This is a genomic window from Microbulbifer maximicatervae (SeqCode) (assembly GCF_052466985.1).
The window spans coordinates 4478087-4497624 of record NZ_CP174298.1; the positions used below are offsets into that span (position 1 = coordinate 4478087).

Genomic DNA, 19538 nt, shown 5'->3' on the forward strand with positions numbered 1-19538 from the left:
GCTGATTTTAGAGTGAAATTTTATTAAGGCAACCACCAAAATAATAACGTCTTTTAGATTGGTCGAAGGTAGGACCTACTCTATTAACTGGATTTGTCGCCTAAAGGTAGAGTTCCCAGTAATAGTTTGCGGGAACTCTATCTAATTAGTATAAAGTTATAGGTGTCAATTAACAAAATTCAAAAAAGCCGCCCTAAACCCAGTGATAGTGTTTCTGCATTGAAGTCTACTCCAGTGGGCTCCAGTTTCTCCCACTCCAGTCTCCAAATCCAGTGATTCCTATAGACATAATTCATACCGACCCCAACTCCCCAGTGAGGGCCTTTGTGGTTTTGGGACTTGTCTTAATCGAACGTCTGAAGTTGTGCCGTGAATTGTCCATTGGATAATTGCTGGGGGAGATAAAATTGAGCGGATTGTTGCTCTGATAATTTCCCTCTCCAAGCTCCAGCCCCGACTCTGGCAAACATATTTATATTGGAGTTAACAGGATAAAAACCCAATAAAAAGGCGGTCAATAAATGTGTTTCAACCTGGTATGCAGCCTTTGCATACTCTCCATTTTCATTATTGGTATAAAAGCTGCTTTGCGCAGCTGAAGGTTTTAGATAGCTGATTTCAAGGGCGAGGTATCTGTTCCAGCGCAAGCCGCCATAAAACTTAATCGTACTGCCGCTACTATTGCAATGAAAGCGTCCGTCTGTGGATCCTTGAGGAATCTGTGATTTTATCCGGGGGTTTGCAGATGAGCAAAATTGAGGATAAGAGGTTTCACCGAGGGTAGCCCCAATATATTTCCTGTTGGCAAAGTCAGCGCTGGTATTTGTAGCGAAAGTGAATATAAGGCTGGAAAAAAGCTTATTTTTAAGGTGGTCTTAAAATTATTCATGATCTGTCCTGTGCTTTGTTTATTTTTATTTAAAGCACAGTAAAGCTAGATCAGGGCTTTTACTTAACAAGTCATTGGCGTGAGGGCCTTTAGGTATCAGGCCCTGTATTCAAAGTCAGAGTAAGCAGTTGGCTGTTAATTTCTAAATGCCAAGCTTTGCCCGCATCTCCGAGAGTCTTTTCGAATTTTCTTCCTTGGAAAGTGGTGAGCCGGGGTTTTCCTCCAGCTTTAATTGCTCTGGAGCGGTTAGCTTTTCTCCCCCCAGGACTCGTTCACATATTTTTCGATAGTGCTCGGCAAAGACCGGGTAGGCGATAGACTCGGGGTTATTGGCAAGAAAAAACCAGTTGGATTCCCGCCCCGCGTGGTAGATCGCTAAGTGGCTCCAGTTGTAATTGGTTTTGGGGCTGGGGGCATTGCAGGCCTCGCGATAGGCGGCGCGAGCTTCCGGTAAACCATTCTCCCCAGCGGCGCACAGCTGCAGCATTTTATGTACGGTGGGCAGGTACTCGCTTTGCAGGATCGCTCGCTTGGCACCCTGCATAATATCCTGGGGAGCGAAAGCAAGCAGGGCCTCCAGCCAGAGGCGCTTAGCGTGGTGAAGGGTTTCAGTGTCTGGAAACGCTGCGCTGAACTGGTTGTGATAATTCAGTTTAAACAGCGCAAATACTTCATTGATTGCGCGCTTCTTTTCGTTCAGCAGTTCCTGGCCCTGTTCACTACCAGTTTGTGTCTGTGAGTATGTCGCCGATTGACCGGTCTCGGGTGCGCTGGTTGGTGTTGTTGTGGGAGTCTTGTGGATTGCCATAAGAGTTTCCTATTGCCAGTTTGTTGCGCTCCGCCCACTGGTGGCGCGCGTGACGCACAAATACGGCGTCCCAGCTTTTACGTGCGGCATTTTGACCGCGCCAGTAAATAATAAATTCCGGAACCAGGGATAGAGCAAAGTCGCGATCTATCTCGCATTGGTTCATCAAATGACTCAGGCAGTCACCACTGGGCTGCCAGTTGCGGGAGATAGGTTTGGCCACCGGGTTTTTCTCAATACCCTGGCAGTAATAGGCCCACTCTTCCCGCGCATACTCGATAAACAGTTCACCCCAGCGGGCACTGTGGCCACTGCGCTCGGTCCATTTATAAATAAATTCCGGTAGCAATTCGGCGGCAAAGCGCGGATTGATGGCCAGGCGCTGCAACTGCTCCCAGGTGTGCTCGCTGGGCTGCCAGTCGCGGGACATAGCAGTGGGCTTGCGTTTTTCGATAAATGGCGTGTCCTGCTTCTCCCAGTCTTCCATGATCCAGTCATTGAATTCCAAATCCCAGGAAATGGACTGCTTGCCACTGGAGCGGTGGTAATCGAGAAAGCGCTGTAGGCCGCGGCCGACAAAAGTGCTGGGGACTCCCTCGTCCGCCAGCTTGCGCAGGGTCTCATCGCTGGGTTGCCAGCCGTTGGGCAGTGGCTGCTTGCGCTGAGCCGTTGCGCGAAAAGCCTCCCACTTGCTTTTAACCTGGCGCAGGAACAGGGAGCCAAAGGAGTGGCGGGGCTCGGCGCGCTCGCGCCAGTAAGTGACAAACTCCGGCAGTTGCTCCCTTACAAAGTGCTCGGGAATACCCAGCTGGGCGATACGCGCCATGGTTTCACTATCCGGCTGCCAACTGGGGGCAATGGTGTTGGCATTGCGGTTGGATGGGGTAGGGGGTGTTGCCATCGGGCGCTTGTATTCACCGGGCAGGGCGAACTTCAGAATCTCGCTACTGCCGAATGGTGCCGCCCCCAGCAGAAGGGCACCCTGGTTGCGCAAGCTGGTGGCTACCCGTTGGATATCCGCTGCCTGCCAGAAGGGCAGCAGCAGATATAGCTGCTCCCCCTCGGCGGTATACCAATCCCGGCCTCCGTAGGGCTCCAGGGGAAGGAATGGAGCCAGGTCGCCAAGTGCAGTGAGCAGCACAGCTTCCTCCAGGCCGACAGTGGCAGCTAGAGAAGGAGAGATACTCAGGGGTCTTTCGGGGAGCAGGGGATGTGTCATGGCGCGATAATAACATTCCGTCGCATCGCATGCGCGATCATTGGCGAATCCTCAGCCTTTTCCTGCCCCTGGTGCCAACCACTAAGCTGAAGGATGAATTGACTGCGAAATTTCGGCAGACGGTGCGCTGCCAACTGTTGCCTTCCCCTAGCGGTAAGGTTGTAACTTTGTCGCTGTAATTGGTGTTGCGGGAGAGCAAGATGACGAAGGAGCAACAATCTGCGCCAACGGTGTTCCGTTTGAGTGGAGTCAATTGTGCCGGTTGTATCAACAAAATTGAGACTGCGGTTAAGGCCGTAGCCGGGGTGACTGATGCCCGGGTAAACCTGTCCGATAAAATCCTGTCGGTATACGGCCCGGCGGAGGCTGAATCCTGTATCGAAGCCGTCCGAGGCGCGGGCTACGGCGCTGAACTCCTGCGAAGTAGTGAACGAGAGCAGCGCGCGGAACAGCGGGAGCAGACACAGCGGCACTACCGCCAGCAGTTGTGGCGCTCGGCATTTGCTCTGGGCGTGGGCGTGCCAATGATGGCTTGGGGGCTGATCACTGACAAGGTATCGGTGAATACCCCTGCGGAGCAGCTGGCCTGGGGTGCTATGGGGCTGATTACCCTGGCAGTGCTGGTCTTCTGTGGCGGTAACTTCTTCAGCGGTGCCTGGAAGGCACTGCGCCACCACAATGCCACTATGGATACGCTGGTGGCCCTGGGCACGGGAACGGCCTGGCTCTTTTCCATGATCGTGGTATTGGTTCCCCATCTCTTACCGGAAGCGGCACGACATGTGTACTTCGAGGCCAGTGCCATGATTATTGGCCTGATCAGCCTTGGCCAGGCACTGGAGATTCGGGCTCGCGGGCGCACCAGTGCCGCAGTGGAGAAGCTGTTGGAGCTCCAGGATACATCCGCGCGGGTATTGAGAGACGGCCGAGAGGTGGATCTCCCTATCGAGCAGGTGCAGCAGGGAGACCAGCTGCGCGTCCGCCCCGGCGAGAAAATCCCGGTGGATGGTACTGTGCTTGAAGGGCGCAGCCTGGTAGATGAATCCATGCTCACCGGGGAACCAGTGCCGGTGAAAAAGGCGGAGGGTGACAGCCTCGCCGCCGGCACCCTGAATAAAAATGGCAGCCTGTTGTTTCGCGCAGATAAAGTGGGTTCCGACACCCGCCTCGCGCAGATTATCGAGATGGTAAAGAATGCCCAGAGCTCCCGGGTACCTATCGCGCGCTTGGCGGACAAGATTTCCGGCATCTTTGTGCCAGTGGTGATGATTATTGCCCTGGTGGCCGCACTGGTTTGGTTCAACTTGGGCCCCGATCCTCGGGTTGCCCATATGTTAGTAGTACTGACTTCGGTGTTGATTATCGCCTGCCCCTGTGCCTTGGGTTTGGCTACTCCCATGTCGGTTATGGTGGGGGTCGGCAAAGGTGCCGAGTACGGTGTATTGGTGCGCAACGGCAAGGCCCTGCAACAATCCTGCACCCTGGATGTCCTGGTTGTGGATAAAACCGGGACTCTCACCGAGGGTTCTCCGCGTCTGACAGATATCGATAGTGATGGCGACAGCGATGAACTGCTGCGTTTAGTGGCGAGCCTGGAGCAGGGCTCAGAGCACCCCTTGGCCGAAGCCATAGTGACGGCCGCTCACGATAAAAACCTTGAATTGCAGTCTCCAGCCAACTTTGAAGCAATCACGGCTCACGGTGTGAGTGGTGATATCGGTGGCAGTCGCATGCTGTTGGGGAATACCAAGTTAATGCAAAAGGAGGCCATTTCTCTGGATGCCTGGAGTGAGCGGGCAGCCAAATTGGCCGAGGCGGGACGCACGGTGATGTACGCCGCCGTGGACGGCAAGTTGCGGGGGATTATTGCCGTAGCCGATCCGATTCGCGCTGATGCGCAAGCTGCAATCGAGCGACTGAGCAAACTGGGTTTACGCATTGAAATGCTTACCGGGGACAATCACGGCAGTGCCGAAGCGGTTGCCCGGCAACTGGGCATCGATCGGGTTCACGCAGAGCTATTGCCGGAAGATAAAGAGGGGATCGTCGCCGAGTTGCAAAAAAAAGGCGAGCGAGTGGGTATGGTGGGTGACGGGATTAACGATGCCCCGGCCCTAGCGCGGGCCGATGTGGGTTTTGCAATAGGTGCCGGAACCGATGTCGCTATTGAGAGTGCCGATGTCACCCTGATGCGCTCCTCTCTGCATGGAGTGGCCAATGCCGTGGAGCTGTCCCGGGCCACTTTGCACAACATCAAGCAAAACCTGTTTGGAGCTTTTATTTATAACACTCTGGGTATTCCCATCGCCGCCGGTGTCCTCTACCCGATTACGGGTATGTTACTGAGCCCCATTGTTGCCGGTGGTGCTATGGCGCTTTCCTCCCTGACGGTGGTCAGTAATGCCAACCGCCTGCGCTTCTTTAAACCATCGGAGGCTCGCTAAATGGCTGAAGTTCTCGTAAATATTGTCGGTGTGCTGATGATTCTGGCTGTTATCTGGTGGTTTTGGTTGGGGCCAAAACGAAGTGCCAGTAAGGCGACGCCGAGCACGGATAATTTACAGATTCTGGTTAAGGACGGTGTTTACGAACCGGATCTTATCCGCCTGCCCGCCGGTCGCACAGCGACTTTGCATTTTCACCGGGAGGACCCCAGTCCCTGCTCCGAGTGGGTATTGTTTCCAGACTTGGAAGTCAGCGCTCAGCTTGCCCTGAACCAGGATACCTTGGTGGAAATACCAAAAGCCGAGCCGGGTGAATACCCGTTCAACTGCCAGATGCAAATGTATCGGGGCACATTGATACTGGAGTAACAGTAAATGTGATTTTCTATGGGGGTGTAATAATTCTCCGGGCCAAGACGACATAGATTTAACCAATACCTCAGAGCCGCCTTTCACCTGTATGGAGAGAGGGGCTCTGGTCAGGCTGGTGACTAAGCTCTAATTTGTTAAGAGGTCGTCAACAAATGTCATTTCTTCTTCGAAAACTTCCCTTCGCCCTGGTGGCCATCGCCTTTGCGCTTATTGCGGTGGCGCTTTTTTCCGGCCAATGGGGTGGTATCAAGCGCGTATTTGAATTCTACGGTATCACTAATGAGGAAGTGCTTTCCTCTATACGTTTACTGACCGCCATTATTTTTTCAGTCGCCGCTATTTTGGGGGCGCTCGTCCTTCGCTTTGAGCGGGTAGTTAAGCCCCTGGCAATCCTTCTGATTTTAATATCGCTAGTGCCCCTACTGAGTCTTCTTGGCAGCGGCCATTGGATTGACTCCCTGGGCGGCTTTCCGGCAATTGGCTCAGGACAGGGGATAATTAAGTACTTTGCCCTGTTAACCTTGGGTATTACCTGGTTGTATCGGGATTCGTTGAGTCCACTAAAGTTGATATGGCTCAATTATTTTCCTGTCGGCTTGGTATTACTCTGGATTGGTGGGATGAAATTCACAGCGCTTGAGGCTGAGGGGATTGAAGGCCTGGTAAGCACTTCGCCACTGATGTCGTGGTTATACAGTGTATTTAGCGTGCAGGTGGCCTCAAATCTTATCGGTATATATGACTTGATTGCGCTGGCTATCCTCGCCTTGGGTATTTATATCCGGCAGCTGTTTTGGCCGGGACTATTGCTTTGTGCCGCAGTATTTATAACAACCCAGACCTTCCTCTACTCCTACCCGGGCAGTTGGGTAGCTACCTGGCAACTTAGCTCCAGCGGTATTTTTATTATTAAAGACCTGTGGTTTATCGCAAATCTGATATTAATCTTGGGCTTTAGAAACTCCATGATTAAATCTTAAAGCTGATGGGGTCAAAGAGTTGTTCTGAGGCCCCAAAATATCGGTTTTGATTCATTAGGGATACTATTTGTAAGCTATCGAAAGGTGGCATTTTCTGTGGGCTCAGGGATATCTGGCCGGTATGAATTCAGTGAGGTGAAAGCTTTAAAAAACTAATATTTTTAATTTTCATTGGAAAACCCTCTGCCCGATTAGTTATAGAAGAAGTATTGGCCGTTGTTTTCTAGGTTTTTTCTATTTCAATTTTGTCGTGGGTGCACCGTGTTTTTTTGCCGGTAAGCGATAGGTGGAGTTAGTTAGGGTTTCATATTGATTTCTGGGAGGATTTAAGTGTGAAATTCATAGTTCTTCCATATTTTGTTTTTATATTTTTATAAGCGGTATATTCGGATTTATACCTGACTACTCTTGCTGGAATAAAATACCAATAAATTTCACGCTTATTGATGTTATGTTGTATTAATTCCCCGAAATTGTGGTCTTATTTTTTGTTTTGGTTCGTCATTTGTCTATTTTTCAAGAAATTATTTTGTCATTGTTTGTGTTTTTATTTTTGTGTTTATATGGAACTTTTAATGGGGTGGTATTTATTAAAAACTAGGCTTATCTTTTGGTGACGCGCTAAAAGTTGTTTGCCTAAATTATAAAAACAATAGGAACCGTGCCAATTAGTGGCGGTCCATAACTCTGTCGCTAGCGTTGCAGGATTTACATCCTCTAAAAGTAAAAATTTGTGTTCAGCTGGGGAAGGAAGTTGAGCGCAAAGTAATAAATGGGCAGAGATATGATTCTACGTAAGAAAAAATTAGCATCCGTATTTAAACAACCGATAGTCAATCGCACATTAATGGCAGTGGTATTAGCCGGTGCCAGTTCTAATGCTTTCAGTCATGGTTATGTTGAGGCCGCTGACGGTGGTGTAGCTTCTGCGCGTGGTACCCTGTGTAAATACGCATTAGATACCGGTGAAATGAACTTGAATTGCGGTGCAGTTCAGTGGGAACCACAGAGTATTGAAGGTCCTGAAGGCTTTCCCGATAGCGGCCCTGCCGATGGGCAAATTGCCAGTGGAGGAAGCAGTGCCTGGTCTGAGCTTAATGAACAGACATCTGATCGCTGGGTAAAAAATTATATTAGCTCCGGTTGGCAAACCTTCAAATGGTACTTCACCGCCAACCATGTAACTCGTGATTGGAAATACTATATTACTAAAGAAGATTGGAATCCGAATTCAGTCTTGACTCGCGATCAATTTGATCTCGACCCATTCTGTGAGATAGATGGCAATTATGAACAGCCAGATGTAAATACAACTCATGAGTGTCAGGTGCCGGATCGCGAGGGCTATCATGTAATTCTGGCTGTTTGGGATGTAGGTGATACGGTTAACGCTTTCTACAATGTTATCGATGTAGAGTTCGATGGCGATAATGTCACTAATACCGAGTGGAGCGCTGCGGGTACCATCAATCCGACGCAGGACTTGAACGTTGGCGATAAAGTATATACCCGCGTATTTGATGGCTCAGGTGAAAACTCATCTTACAGCACTGTTTTGGAAATTGCCTCCGAAGAGCAGGGCATCGCTGAAAACTGGTCACACGATTTGGCTGAGTTGATTAATGTAGAGCAGACCGATATCCGCGCCGGTGATTTCGATGGTGATAACAGCTTTGAGCCTCTGTACGGTATCAACCGCATTTATCTAAAAGATGGCAGTGGCCTGGAAAATGTCGAGATCGGTTACGAGTTGAGCGAAGAAGAGCCCAACTATGAAGTAACGGTAAGTGGCCTTGAAAGTGAATACACAATTACAGGCGGTGCTATTTCGCTAGACTTGGCTCTCAGTGCTACGGGAGATGTCAGCGTTGAGGTTACAGTGGTAAATCATGGCGGTGATACTCTAGCAAGCTATAGCAATAACATTGATGATGGTGATACTGCCAGTACTAGCTTGACTCTCTCAGAGACTGTAGCAGGGCACCATATGGTTGTAGTGGTGGTAAAAGACCGCGATGGCAACATGGTTGATCAAAACACTCTGAACTTCTACCTGGTTGAAGACACCTCTGGTGATGATGACTCCTCGAATGGGGATGACGATACTTCCAATGGTGATGATGACTCCTCGAGCGGCGATGATGACGCTTCTAATGGTGACGACGATAGCTCCAACGGCGATGGCGACACCTCTAATGATGACGACGATACTTCAAACGGAGACGATGATAGCTCCAATGACGATGACCAATCCTCAAGTGATCAGGATTATGATTATGTCTTCCCTAGAGGCCATAGAAACTATGCTGCGGGTACTAAAGTCCTGGGCCGTGATGGTAATGTCTACGAGTGTAAGGACTCTGCTTACTCCCACTACTGTAAGGAAGTGAGAAGAGGTGCAAAACAGTTCGAGCCGGGTGTTGGCGGGAACTGGGAGATACTCTGGGAAAGACTGTAATTTGTTCCCGATAAGATAAAAGAGGCCCCTTTTGGGGCCTTTTTTATGAGTAAATTAGTAGGTGAAAAATGGCCTTTAAGGGTAGCGATTCAAGCCTGGTAATAACTTAAAAACATCGCAGCAGTGCGCTCGGCCAGTGCCTCTTGCTCGATGGGGCTCGGTGGACCAGAGAGTTGAAGTAACTGAGGCCAGTAGCAACCGCCCTTAATCAGATTGTGAATCTGCCCACTGGCGACCTCTATGTCGAGAGACTTTAGTCGCCCATCAGCTACGGCAGATTTGATCCAGCGCTGCACCCCGGTTTCATGGGCCTTATATTTTTCCATTTCCTTCTGTAGTGCTTCCGGCTGATGGAAGAAGTAGTCGAAGGCCATGCGGTTAAGCTCAATATACTGCGGGTTGCAGATCGTCTTTATTTCCTGCTCTAACAGTGTACGGAGTTGTGACTGCATATCACTATCCGGGTTGTAGTCACAACCGGAGGGCTGGGTAGCCTGCTGCCAGAGTTCACCGATCAAATGCATCACCAGGGCTTCTTTACTGGAGAAGTGGTTGTACACGGTGCGTTTTGATACCTGTGCTCGGGCTGCCAGCTCGTCCATACTCGTGCCCTGCACTCCCAGCTCCTGAAAAGCCTGCTTGGCGGCATCAATAATAGCTTGGCGTTTCAGCTCACTTCTGGTTGGTTTCTTTTCAGTCATGGGTATCTCTGTGAAATCTGGGCCGGGGGATTCCATTGCCGGCGAGTTACTTCTTACGCAAATTTTACACTATATAGTTTACTTTTATATAGTTAGTTTATACACTGCACTGTATAGTTTACATGGTAAGTGAAATGAAGAAGCGCTGGTGGATTCTGGCAGGAGTGATTGTTATGTCGGTAGGTCTCTTTGGTAGCTGTGCAAATCAACCCGAGAAGTTCCGCAACAGTGATACGGACTACAAAGTCAGTAGTGGCGGTATGATTGAGATGATTGGTGCCTACATCAAGGCAGATCGCGCTGCCCCCGTACCGGTCAATCCCATTCCATTGCGACAGATTCCCGCTGCAGAGCTGGCAGCCCCAGTTGCTGAGAGTGCCGTATATCGTCTTGGGCACTCCACGGTACTGATTCGAATGGATGATCAGTATGTTTTGACAGATCCGGTATTTAGCAAGCGGGCATCCCCGGTTCAGTGGATGGGTCCAAAGCGCTTTCATCCTTTGCCCATAGAGATTCGAGACTTGCCTTCGATTAAAGCGGTCGTTATCAGCCATGACCACTACGATCATTTAGACAAAAATAGTATTCGCGCACTCAAGGATAAAGTAGAGCAATTTATCGTTCCTACCGGGGTGGGAAGTCGTTTGCGTAACTGGGGAATTCCGGCCGAAAAAATTGAGGAGTTGGCCTGGTGGGAATCGTTTGCCCTGGGCAGTTTGCACTTTACCGCGACCCCGGCTCAACATTTTTCCGGGCGTGGACTAACGGATAAAGACTCAACACTGTGGGCCAGCTGGGTAATTGAAGGGCGCGAGGGCCGTATATTCTTTAGCGGTGACAGTGGCTATTTTAGTGGCTTTCGTGAAATTGGTGAGCGATTTGGTCCATTCGACCTGACACTGATGGAAACGGGTGCTTACAACAAGCTTTGGAGTTCGGTTCATATGATGCCTGAAGAGAGTGTACAGGCACATCTCGATCTCGGAGGGCGAGCAATGCTGCCTATCCACAATAGTACTTTTGATCTTGCTCTGCATGACTGGTTTGAACCATTCGAGCGTGTAGAAATTGCTGCGGAAAATCGGGCTGTAAAGCTGTTAATACCGGTGATAGGTGCACCGGTAAAGTTGAGAAATCCATTGCCAACCAAACCCTGGTGGCGGGAACTTTTAGTTGAAAAAACTAAATAAGTTATCGCTTAAGTCGTGGCTAGGTAAATATAAGTTATACATCTTTTGTTCGTTTAAAGTTTTTCCAATATCTAAATATTTAAGTGGCTGTACTATGAAGTCAAAAACTGTATTAATCACAGGTGCCTCTTCAGGGATTGGGGAGGCGTTTGCTTATGAGTGTGCGAATAAGGGAGCTCATTTGGTTCTCGTTGCTAGATCTCAAGCGGGCTTGGCAGAAGTCAGCAAGAAAATTAAAGAGAAATATCAGGTCCAAGTGTCCTTAATTGCTATGGATTTAAGCGTAGAGGGGGCTGCACAGGAATTATTTCAGAAAACGAAAGATAAAGGACTTGATGTAGATATTCTTATTAATAATGCTGGATTTGGGAAGTGGGGCAATTTTGAGGATTTTGACCTTCTAACCTATAAAAGGATGCTGCAACTCAATATTAGTACATTGACAGAGCTTTGTTACCTATACCTTGATGGTATGAAAAGTAAAAGATCTGGAGGAATTATAAATGTCGCCTCAGGTGCAGCCTTAATGCCAGTGCCCTATGCAGGCGTATATTCTGCATCCAAAAGTTATGTCTTGAATTTTTCAGAGGCTTTATATAACGAATTGGAAGGTACAGGTATCACAGTAACTTGTTTATGTCCTAGTGGAACTAAGACGAACTTTGCGGCAGTGGCAAATAATGATGTAAGTGTTGATGAAAAACAGTACGAAACTGCGGAGCATGTAGCCAAAGTAGGGTTACATGGATTTCTTGCCAACAGAAGCTATGTGCTTTCAGGGAAGCAAAAGGTATTACTTAGTATCTTGCCTCGAATCTTAAGTCGCGCTAAGTTATTAAAATTATCTGGGGATGTATTTAAAAAGATAGTGGATAATAAAAAAACAGAGATAGTTAAAGGCCATTAAGTGATTTCCTGGAAGTACTTTGAGGGTAGCCTAGATTGTTTATACCAGGGCTGCCTTTTGAGAGATTTATATTAGAATAGATTTTTATAGGTTTTGGGAGTTATCTTGATTTCCTTATTTTTTTAAAATAAGTAGGCTGCCAACCCCAGTTGTCACACTATTAAACCCAGATTCTCTTTCTTTTAGATCAGTCTTCGTTGGAAGTAGTGGTTGATGTCCATCTCTCAGGCTCAATTATATGCAGAAAACGGGTAAAAGTATCTTTTGGCCTTTTCAGGCCTCTCGAAGAGAGTGTACAGGCGCATCTGGAACTTGGTGGGTGAGCAGTACTGCCTATCCACAACAGTACTTTTGATCTTGCCCTACACGATTGGTATGAACCCCTGGAGCGCGCACAGGCGGCAGCCAAAGACCAGGGTGTTACTCTGGTAACGCCTATCATTGGAGAGGCTGTTCGCCTGCAATCTCCCAAAACAACAAAGGCCTGGTGGAAAGATGAGATGGCTTCGGATTTACGCCTGATGAGTGAGTAGAGAGATTCTGTGAAATTGATATTAGTAGCTGTGTGCCAGATTTAGGTGTTGGTATATTTTCTGTAGGCGAGCTGGAGGTAAATGCCAGCTCGTTTTTTAGTTTTCCACCTTACTAAGTGCCCTTGGCCTAAGGTTCTGAAGAGCAATTATCGTCCTCTGTGATCATATGTAAAAGATAACCTGTACTCCTAACAGATATACGTCCTTCTCTAACGCAGCTTGGAAATCCGTAATTAAAAGCAGCAGTGATTACTGTGTCAGAGGTTCCAGTTGCATCACTATAATAGCTGGTAGATAAAGTGAAGCTTCCGGGATCTATTCCTTTGAAGTTGTCTATAACGTCTTTTGGTATTTCAATTGATGTGTTATTTAGGACAAAAACAAGGTTTTTGACGGTTTTTGTAGTATTCGAAAACTCAGGTTTTAAATATACATCAAGTCTAAGAGTCCCGATTTCTGTCCGGAGAGTTTTGTAATAACTTATCTTGTCCAACTATTTTGGATTTTCCTGTGAGGTGAATGCTAACGGGGAAAAGAAAGTTAGTGTGATAACTATATTTTTCATTTTTAGTGAATAAAAATTTAACTGTATGCTAATTGAGATTGAGTTCAGTTAATTGCCGATTTATCGCCGACGTTTTACTTTTATCCTGGTTGCGAGAAATTTCTAGTGCTTTCTTCAAAACATCAGAAGCCTCTGGGATTTCGTTATTCTGTTGTAACGCCTGGGCCAAACTTTGGTGGGCATCAATAGAATTTGGCCGATATTCTACCCATCGCCTTGCGACATTGATGGCTTCTTGGATGCGACCATCCTTTAGTAACAAATTGGTGATATGGCTTAATTTGTTAACATTTCTCCAACGTGTAGCCCTGGGTAAAATAGGAAAGCCATATTTCTGTGAGAGTGATTGGTAGAAATGATCGATATTTTGTAAGGCGTCACCAGGCTGGGATATCAATTCTCGATAATTTGCGGACCATTCCTCGTGAGGATAATTAAGCTCAATGGCCGATAGCGTAGCTTTTATAAAGGCACCGTAGTGGTTTTCATTGTTAAGAACGTCTATTTTTAGTTTGAGGTTCTCTTTTGCGTAAGGAGAAAGTTTGGTGTTAATTTGACTTAAGATTTTTTCATAGCGCTTATCTTTAAGCATGTCACTGTCGGCCATGGCGAAATAAAAAGCACTGATCTTGTTTGATGAGGTCTGCATACTTGTGGTTATTTCATCAATAAAAGTACCCTCTGAAGTGGGCCCCATACCAAATATGTCAGCTGCAGATAAAAAGAAGTAAGACTGAAATAATCCAGGTTTGTTAGTTAGGGCGTAGAGAGGAAAGATACTGCTAGTTGAAACACCAATAATCATTCGATTGTCGAGTGCGCGGTAATTGCTTTCTAAATATGGGAATAGTTCTTCAGTCAGAAATTTACTATAGGCCTCAGGGTTTCCCAGGGCGCTAAACTTCTCCTCAGCGGTATGTGTCCACATTCCATGTAGGTAGGTTTCCGGTTCATCACCGCCATCATTAAGACTGATTACAATACTTTCCGGCATACGTTCTACGCTACTTAGATGCTTTACTACCCCGGTTAAGGCGTGGAAAAATTCTTTGCCGTGAGTGCCATTAATAAAGATAACCGGGTATCTATGCTGCTTTGATGCTTGATGGAACGTTTGCGGTAAATATATGTTGATTGATATTTCACGACTCAAGATTCTGGATGAGAAAAGAATTTCATTGCCATAACTCAGGTGTTTGGTCGTGCTAACAGAAGAGTGGCTCTGTGGGCTTTCAGGTTCTGCTGATAGTCCCACACACAGTAAAGAAACTGCGATTAACAGTATTCGGGGAAAAATCATATCACCGGCATCCTTGCTGAATTTAAATTTTTTTAAAAAGGCGATTAAGATCTATTAGATGCTATGACAGATTGAGGGGGTGGTAAAGTTGGTTACAGCTGATGCGAAGTGGTACAACTTGTATAGATATAAAAGTTGGATTTTTTCAAAACCAAGCTCTAAACCCCAGTACCCATACGGTTGAGTCCACATCCTCACCTTCTTCACGGGCGAAATCAGCGGCATTGCCCACTTCCCGTTCATAGTGGACGCCAATATAGGGTGAGAATTTCCTGGTGACTTCATACATGAGCCGAAAGCCGACTTCCGCTTCCGATAAGCCGGAACCGCTACCTCGGGCCTCATCGTTCTGCCCAAAAAAGTTCAGCTCGATACGTGGGACCAGATTCCAGTCCTGTGCCAACTTTATTTCATACTCGCCTTCCAGGCGAAATGCAGCACTGCCATGTTCTCCATAGAAAAATACCGCATCCATTTCGAATTTGTAGGGAGACTCTCCAGTAATACCCACAGCAGCCCAATTCCGGCTGGTAGTCTCCAGATTAAAATCGTGGCGAATTCCAATTAGGAAATTCCAGTTTGCTGAAATTGCCCGGCTATAGAGCGCCCAGAGTTCATTTTTTTCAATTTCCCCACTGCTACGCTCATAGTCGACTTCGGCAACAAACTTATTTTGCTCTCCGCCATAACTGAAGTCTCCCTCGATTTCCCCGCCGTTATCACCTCGCAGTTCCACATAGTCGAGGCTGACTTCAGCCATGGGTTCTTCTTCGTTATCCTCGCCAGAGGCCTGGTAGCTGTGGTGCTGATGCTGAGGTTCTGCCTGCCCATAGCTGGCCTGGGCAGCAAGTATCCATAGTGTTGCTGCTATTCCTGCAACATTTTTAAACAATGCGCACCTCCCGATACATACCGGGCCTCTGGTAAAGCATTTGACTGTGTAGAGCCCAGCGGCCATAGGTGTCGGCGCTGATCAAGTAACTGATGCTTGATCCGGGTTGTGCGATCACTGTGTGCTTGCGGGGTAAATACTCTCCGTCGCCGGTTTCCAGCTCACTCCAAAAACCGTGTAAGTGCATGGGTTGGGGAAGCGTAGTGTCATTGACCAGGGTAATGCGCAGGCGCTCCTGGTGCCGAAATAATAATGGGCTGGCATCGCGAAATTTTTCACCATTTATTGACCAGAGATAGCGCTCATAATTGCCGGTCAGGTGTAACTGTAATTCCCGCTGTGGCTCCCGTTCATCCTGGGTGGGTTCACTGCTGCGCAAGTCGCTGTAAGTCAGTACACGGCGGTTATAACGATGTTTATGGTTTCTGAGTCCTATACCGGGGTCGGCGATGCCGTTTGCTGGCGTCAGCGCGCGGTGATCCACCCTGAATCCGGATTCACTTGGCTGGTGAATGATAGGGCTATTACTACCGAGCCCCGCTGCAGCGAGGTTTCCGTAAAACCATCCCCCCTCGGTTGCATCGGGCAAGTCGGAATGGTTTTCGGTGTGAGCAGTCTGGGCTGTTTTAAAGTGTGTGTCTGTCTCTTCGGTTTTTCTCGCCAGTCCCAGATCTTGCAGAGTGAGCACTGGGCGGTGATCCATCGCGGGAATCTCTGCACTCACACGTATATCACTTGTCAGTGTGCCTCGCGCATAGCCACTGCGGTCCATGGACTGCGCAAATATACTGTAGGCCTGTTCACCCTCTGGCTTGATAATTACGTCATAGGTTTCGCCGTTGCCAATACGAATTTCATCGACGCTAACGGGCTCGACATTTTGTCCATCGGCCGCTACCACCTTCATTTTCAGGCCGGGGATACGCAGGTCGAATAAGGTCATCGAAGCTGCGTTAATTAATCGCAGGCGAACCTTCTCACCAGGTTTAAATAATGCAGTCCAATTGGTATTGGGTGTATGCCCGTTAATCAGGTAGGTGTAAGTCTCGCCTGTGACCTGGGAGATATTGCGGTCGGAAAGTTGTTTCCAGTTCCATTGATGCCGGTCCCGCCAGGTTTGTGCGACGCCTTTTGTGCGCACCTCATGCCATAAATCTGTAGCCGTGCGCTGTTGCCGGTTGTAGTAGTCCGGGTCTTTTTTTAGGTGGGTATAAATAGTTTGGGGAGATTCATCGCTCCAATCGGATAGGACAACCACATAATCCCGCTCGTAAGAAAATGGTTCTGGAGATATTGGATCAATGACTATTGCCCCAATTAGCCCCCGTTGTTGTTGAAACCCGGACTGGCTGTGATACCAATAAGTACCACTGTGGCGCACAGGGAATCGGTAGCGAAATGTTTGCCCAGGTTGAATGCCGCTAAAGCTCAACCCCGGTTCGCCGTCCATATCGCTGGGTACCCTAACACCGTGCCAGTGTAGGGAGGATTTGTCGGGTAATTGGTTATGGACATTTAGGGTGACAGTTTCCCCTTCCCGCCAGCGCAAAATGGGGCCCGGTAGACTGCCATTAATGGTCAGGGCTTGTCGTTCGCGCCCGGTAAGATTTACCTGGCGGTACCCGATGGATAAATCAAAGTGGTTACCGCGCAGGGTTGTTGCCGAATCTGTTGGCGAGTTTGGGTGCGAACTGTGGGGTAACCCCAGCAGCAGGGCTCCCGCTCCGAGACCTGTGACGAAAGTACGCCTCGATACGGCGTCGGTGCGGAAGCTCTCTGTCATCGACGTCCCTTTTAAAACTGCTCCTGTGCCGTATTGATTTCGGCGTAAATTTCGCTGCTGCCGTCTTTGTTAAGCAGCATTACCTGATAGGGCGTAAAACGGTCGCCCACTTCCATACCGGGGCTGCCCAGGGGCATACCTGGCACTGCGAGACCAATGGCATTTTGCGGTGGGTTCTGCAAGAAATGCTGTATCAGCTTTGCCGGTACATGCCCTTCAAAAACATAGCCCTGTTCTGACACTGTGGTGTGGCAGGATTGGTAGCGCGGAGAGATATGGTGCTGCTTTTTCACGCCGTTAAGGTCTTCGACATCCTTTGCTACGACGTCAAAGCCACTTTGTTGGGCATGCTCAACCCAAATTTTGCAGCAGCCGCAGGTGGCGGATTTGTAAGTGGTCAGGCTCACAGATTCCTTTTTGGGGTCTGGAGATTCGGCACAGGCACTTAATGCCAGGGTTGTGAGTAGCGCAGCAATAGCGATCAAAATTGAACGGTTCATATGAACTCCGATGATGAGATTTAGGACGCACACAGGCGTGCGAGTATTTATAAAAAATATTTGGAGTAAAACTGGGGAGTGCGCGTATGCCTAGGCATACGGGGCCCGTTAAGTGCGGAATATGGGTGGGCGCAGTGCCATTTCCGGATCTGGAGAGGAATTAAATTCCCGGTAGGCAGTTACAAGTAGATTGCGGTTGTATACAAGGATTTTATATTGAGTGTTTACCGCAGAACTGGTGCCTGGCCCTGCACAGCAGCTGCATTCAGCAGTGCAACTGGAGGGATGGCTGTCGCTGCAGTTCTCAAGGGTTGCCCCGTCGCAGTGGGCTTTTTCTTCTGCAGCGATGGGTGCCGCTGGGGATTCGTGTGTTTCCGCACAGGATGACGCAACTGCTTGGCCGCCGAAGGCCAGTAACAGTGTGAGCAAAAATAGGCGAAAGATCCCGGTGTGCATGGCGGTATTCAGAAAACAAGCCAGCCCGCAGTGTATGGGCTGGCCTCTGCCGGTGCAACTTTCCCGCTTGTGGGATGGTGGGTTAGGAGCGGCTCAAGGGTAGGCGGAAGTCCTGGTGTCGCAACAGGTCCGGCCCACATTCGAGGCGCTCGAGCCAGCCCAGGAAGCGCTCTTTGACACCGCCTGAGGCAAAGTAACCACCGTGCTGGGGCACAATCATTGCGGGGTTGAGTTCCCGAATCATCTTGGCCCAGAGACGACAGGTCCAGTTCCCGCCCATATAGCGGCGGTGGAACCCTTCCATCGACGGCAGATGCTCGTCGAAATCTTTGACTTCGCCCTCCTCACCACCGAGTGAGGCACCGATATCGCCGGAAAATAATATGCGGCTGACCGGATCATAAAAACTGAAGTTGCCACAGGAGTGCATAAAGTGCGCCGGCAGCGCCCAGATCTCACTGTCGCTGAAGGGGATAATTTCTCCCTTATCATCCAGAGGCATGATGCGTTCCTGCCAGCGTTCAGCACCGGCACGCGAGGCGACAAAGCCGGAAACCAGGTGTGGCAAAAACCGCGACCACAGTTTCGACACCGCTACCTTACAGCGCGAATGCAGCATCCAGCGCGGCAGCGAGGCGATAATATCCGGATCCTGGTGCGAGGCCAGGATCAGGTCCAGTTCGCTCAGGTTCAAATGGCGGCTGAGCTCAATGGTGAGGTGTGTGTAGGTCAGATCGCCGCCGGGATCGATAAGCGCCCCTTTGGTGCCGCGGCGAATAACAAATTGATTGGCCTGTACCCCATCGCTGCCATTCTGCTCTTTAACCAAATCGCCGAACCGCGCAACCAGGTGGTGACCTTTTTCAAATAGGATGTCCACGCCGCGACTCCTCTTATTGGACTTGGCCGAGGTATTGAGTGAGCCTCTCCTTATTCATAGCAATACCGGCATTCATGCCTTCGGCATGCTTCTTGGCTTCTTCCAAGTTGGTTGCCTTACCTACCTGAATTACCCCAACCATACCCAGCGGCAGATGTGGGTCGCACTGGTATACGTAGACACCTTCCTGGTTCAAAGTGACAGTCACCTTTTCTCCCATGCTGCCATTCCAGGTAGCGCCCTCGGCAGGGGACAAAACTGAGTGAGTGTTGTGGGCCGCATCAGTGGGCAGGAAGGTGACAGAATCGCCCGGCGCTACCGCGAGAAATGCCGGTTCAAAAGTCATCATGCCGTCCTTGCCCTGGTTCAGCATCTTAACTTCGTGATCCGCAGCCAGGGCGGAGGTCGAGGCCATGGCGAGCGCCAGAATCGCGCCGCGAAGAGTAATAGACGACATACTTACTTCCTGTTCGATGGTTAGTCAGTGTTGTTCAGCGCCTCCCCATTAGTGGGTAGAGGCAGCGGCGGATGTTATCTCGGAGGGGGCTGGGTGAATTGATCTAGATCAATCGCGCAGATAGACCAATTAGAAGGAGAAGATGCCAATAGAAGGGATCCGTGTAGGAGAGTCATTTTTGACCGCTGAGCACCACCCGCC

At 49.1% G+C, this 19538-nt stretch carries 18 protein-coding genes; 6 read left to right on the forward strand and 12 right to left on the reverse strand.

The window, feature by feature from the left end:
* Positions 1-344: 344 nt before the first annotated feature.
* The 3 genes from ACJJI3_RS19780 to ACJJI3_RS19790 form a co-directional block, all read right to left on the reverse strand.
* Positions 345-842, reverse strand: coding sequence for a hypothetical protein (locus tag ACJJI3_RS19780; RefSeq protein ID WP_444942576.1), 498 nt, complete (start codon positions 840-842; stop codon positions 345-347).
* Positions 843-1031: 189 nt separating this feature from the next.
* Complete coding sequence (locus ACJJI3_RS19785) at positions 1032-1697, reverse strand: replication protein P (RefSeq protein WP_444940683.1); 666 nt, start codon at positions 1695-1697, stop codon at positions 1032-1034.
* Entirely contained in the window at positions 1609-2916 is a 1308-nt protein-coding gene (locus tag ACJJI3_RS19790; RefSeq protein ID WP_444940684.1) for a DnaT-like ssDNA-binding domain-containing protein, read from the reverse strand. The genes ACJJI3_RS19785 and ACJJI3_RS19790 overlap by 89 nt, the downstream gene beginning before the upstream one ends.
* Before the next feature lie 200 nt (positions 2917-3116).
* On the opposite strand from ACJJI3_RS19790, the gene ACJJI3_RS19795 reads away from it, so the two are divergent.
* From ACJJI3_RS19795 to gbpA, 4 genes are all read left to right on the forward strand, one after another.
* Complete coding sequence (locus ACJJI3_RS19795) at positions 3117-5360, forward strand: heavy metal translocating P-type ATPase (protein ID WP_444940685.1); 2244 nt, start codon at positions 3117-3119, stop codon at positions 5358-5360.
* Positions 5361-5729, forward strand: a complete 369-nt coding sequence (locus ACJJI3_RS19800) for a cupredoxin domain-containing protein (RefSeq protein WP_282931156.1) — start codon at positions 5361-5363, stop codon at positions 5727-5729. It begins immediately after the preceding gene.
* Positions 5730-5884: 155 nt separating this feature from the next.
* Positions 5885-6712 (forward strand): DUF417 family protein, encoded by an 828-nt coding sequence (locus ACJJI3_RS19805; RefSeq protein WP_444940686.1) that lies wholly within the window; start codon positions 5885-5887, stop codon positions 6710-6712.
* A gap of 784 nt (positions 6713-7496) precedes the next feature.
* Entirely contained in the window at positions 7497-9170 is a 1674-nt protein-coding gene (gbpA, locus tag ACJJI3_RS19810) for an N-acetylglucosamine-binding protein GbpA (RefSeq protein WP_444940687.1), read from the forward strand.
* 89 nt (positions 9171-9259) lie between these two features.
* Here the strand turns inward: gbpA and ACJJI3_RS19815 are convergent, their stop codons facing one another.
* Positions 9260-9871: a TetR/AcrR family transcriptional regulator gene (locus tag ACJJI3_RS19815; RefSeq protein ID WP_444940688.1), complete on the reverse strand. Its 612-nt coding sequence runs from the start codon at positions 9869-9871 to the stop codon at positions 9260-9262.
* 134 nt (positions 9872-10005) lie between these two features.
* On the opposite strand from ACJJI3_RS19815, the gene ACJJI3_RS19820 reads away from it, so the two are divergent.
* Together ACJJI3_RS19820 and ACJJI3_RS19825 are read left to right on the forward strand one after the other, a co-directional pair.
* Entirely contained in the window at positions 10006-11064 is a 1059-nt protein-coding gene (locus tag ACJJI3_RS19820) for an MBL fold metallo-hydrolase (RefSeq protein WP_444940689.1), read from the forward strand.
* Positions 11048-11971 carry an SDR family NAD(P)-dependent oxidoreductase gene (locus ACJJI3_RS19825; protein WP_444940690.1) on the forward strand — a complete coding sequence of 308 codons (924 nt, stop codon included), beginning with the start codon at positions 11048-11050 and terminating at the stop codon, positions 11969-11971. The genes ACJJI3_RS19820 and ACJJI3_RS19825 overlap by 17 nt, the downstream gene beginning before the upstream one ends.
* A 660-nt stretch (positions 11972-12631) precedes the next feature.
* Here the strand turns inward: ACJJI3_RS19825 and ACJJI3_RS19830 are convergent.
* The 8 genes from ACJJI3_RS19830 to ACJJI3_RS19865 form a co-directional block, all read right to left on the reverse strand.
* A complete protein-coding gene (locus ACJJI3_RS19830) occupies positions 12632-12997 on the reverse strand; it encodes a hypothetical protein (RefSeq protein ID WP_444940691.1) in 366 nt (121 codons plus the stop codon).
* Positions 12998-13097: 100 nt separating this feature from the next.
* Positions 13098-14369 carry an alpha/beta hydrolase gene (locus ACJJI3_RS19835; RefSeq protein WP_444940692.1) on the reverse strand — a complete coding sequence of 424 codons (1272 nt, stop codon included), beginning with the start codon at positions 14367-14369 and terminating at the stop codon, positions 13098-13100.
* Between the two features lie 145 nt (positions 14370-14514).
* Positions 14515-15261 carry a copper resistance protein B gene (locus ACJJI3_RS19840; RefSeq protein ID WP_444940693.1) on the reverse strand — a complete coding sequence of 249 codons (747 nt, stop codon included), beginning with the start codon at positions 15259-15261 and terminating at the stop codon, positions 14515-14517.
* A complete protein-coding gene (locus tag ACJJI3_RS19845) occupies positions 15254-17044 on the reverse strand; it encodes a copper resistance system multicopper oxidase (RefSeq protein WP_444940694.1) in 1791 nt (596 codons plus the stop codon). Before ACJJI3_RS19845 ends, ACJJI3_RS19840 begins: the two co-directional genes overlap by 8 nt.
* An 11-nt stretch (positions 17045-17055) precedes the next feature.
* Positions 17056-17544: a DUF411 domain-containing protein gene (locus tag ACJJI3_RS19850; protein WP_444896027.1), complete on the reverse strand. Its 489-nt coding sequence runs from the start codon at positions 17542-17544 to the stop codon at positions 17056-17058.
* A gap of 108 nt (positions 17545-17652) precedes the next feature.
* Positions 17653-18000, reverse strand: coding sequence for a hypothetical protein (locus ACJJI3_RS19855; RefSeq protein WP_444896028.1), 348 nt, complete (start codon positions 17998-18000; stop codon positions 17653-17655).
* Between the two features lie 82 nt (positions 18001-18082).
* Positions 18083-18880, reverse strand: a complete 798-nt coding sequence (locus tag ACJJI3_RS19860; protein ID WP_444940695.1) for an oxygen-binding di-iron domain-containing protein — start codon at positions 18878-18880, stop codon at positions 18083-18085.
* Positions 18881-18893: 13 nt separating this feature from the next.
* Positions 18894-19337 (reverse strand): pseudoazurin, encoded by a 444-nt coding sequence (locus ACJJI3_RS19865; protein ID WP_413663411.1) that lies wholly within the window; start codon positions 19335-19337, stop codon positions 18894-18896.
* Between the last annotated feature and the right edge of the window lie 201 nt (positions 19338-19538).

Coding starts and splice junctions, on each gene's coding strand:
- ACJJI3_RS19785 (WP_444940683.1), bottom strand. CDS start 1,697: ATGGCAATCCACAAGACTCCCACAACAACACCAACCAGCGCACCCGAG.
- ACJJI3_RS19790 (WP_444940684.1), bottom strand. CDS start 2,916: ATGACACATCCCCTGCTCCCCGAAAGACCCCTGAGTATCTCTCCTTCT.
- ACJJI3_RS19795 (WP_444940685.1), top strand. CDS start 3,117: ATGACGAAGGAGCAACAATCTGCGCCAACGGTGTTCCGTTTGAGTGGA.
- ACJJI3_RS19800 (WP_282931156.1), top strand. CDS start 5,361: ATGGCTGAAGTTCTCGTAAATATTGTCGGTGTGCTGATGATTCTGGCT.
- ACJJI3_RS19805 (WP_444940686.1), top strand. CDS start 5,885: ATGTCATTTCTTCTTCGAAAACTTCCCTTCGCCCTGGTGGCCATCGCC.
- gbpA (WP_444940687.1), top strand. CDS start 7,497: ATGATTCTACGTAAGAAAAAATTAGCATCCGTATTTAAACAACCGATA.
- ACJJI3_RS19815 (WP_444940688.1), bottom strand. CDS start 9,871: ATGACTGAAAAGAAACCAACCAGAAGTGAGCTGAAACGCCAAGCTATT.
- ACJJI3_RS19820 (WP_444940689.1), top strand. CDS start 10,006: ATGAAGAAGCGCTGGTGGATTCTGGCAGGAGTGATTGTTATGTCGGTA.
- ACJJI3_RS19835 (WP_444940692.1), bottom strand. CDS start 14,369: ATGATTTTTCCCCGAATACTGTTAATCGCAGTTTCTTTACTGTGTGTG.
- ACJJI3_RS19845 (WP_444940694.1), bottom strand. CDS start 17,044: ATGACAGAGAGCTTCCGCACCGACGCCGTATCGAGGCGTACTTTCGTC.
- ACJJI3_RS19850 (WP_444896027.1), bottom strand. CDS start 17,544: ATGAACCGTTCAATTTTGATCGCTATTGCTGCGCTACTCACAACCCTG.
- ACJJI3_RS19855 (WP_444896028.1), bottom strand. CDS start 18,000: ATGCACACCGGGATCTTTCGCCTATTTTTGCTCACACTGTTACTGGCC.
- ACJJI3_RS19865 (WP_413663411.1), bottom strand. CDS start 19,337: ATGTCGTCTATTACTCTTCGCGGCGCGATTCTGGCGCTCGCCATGGCC.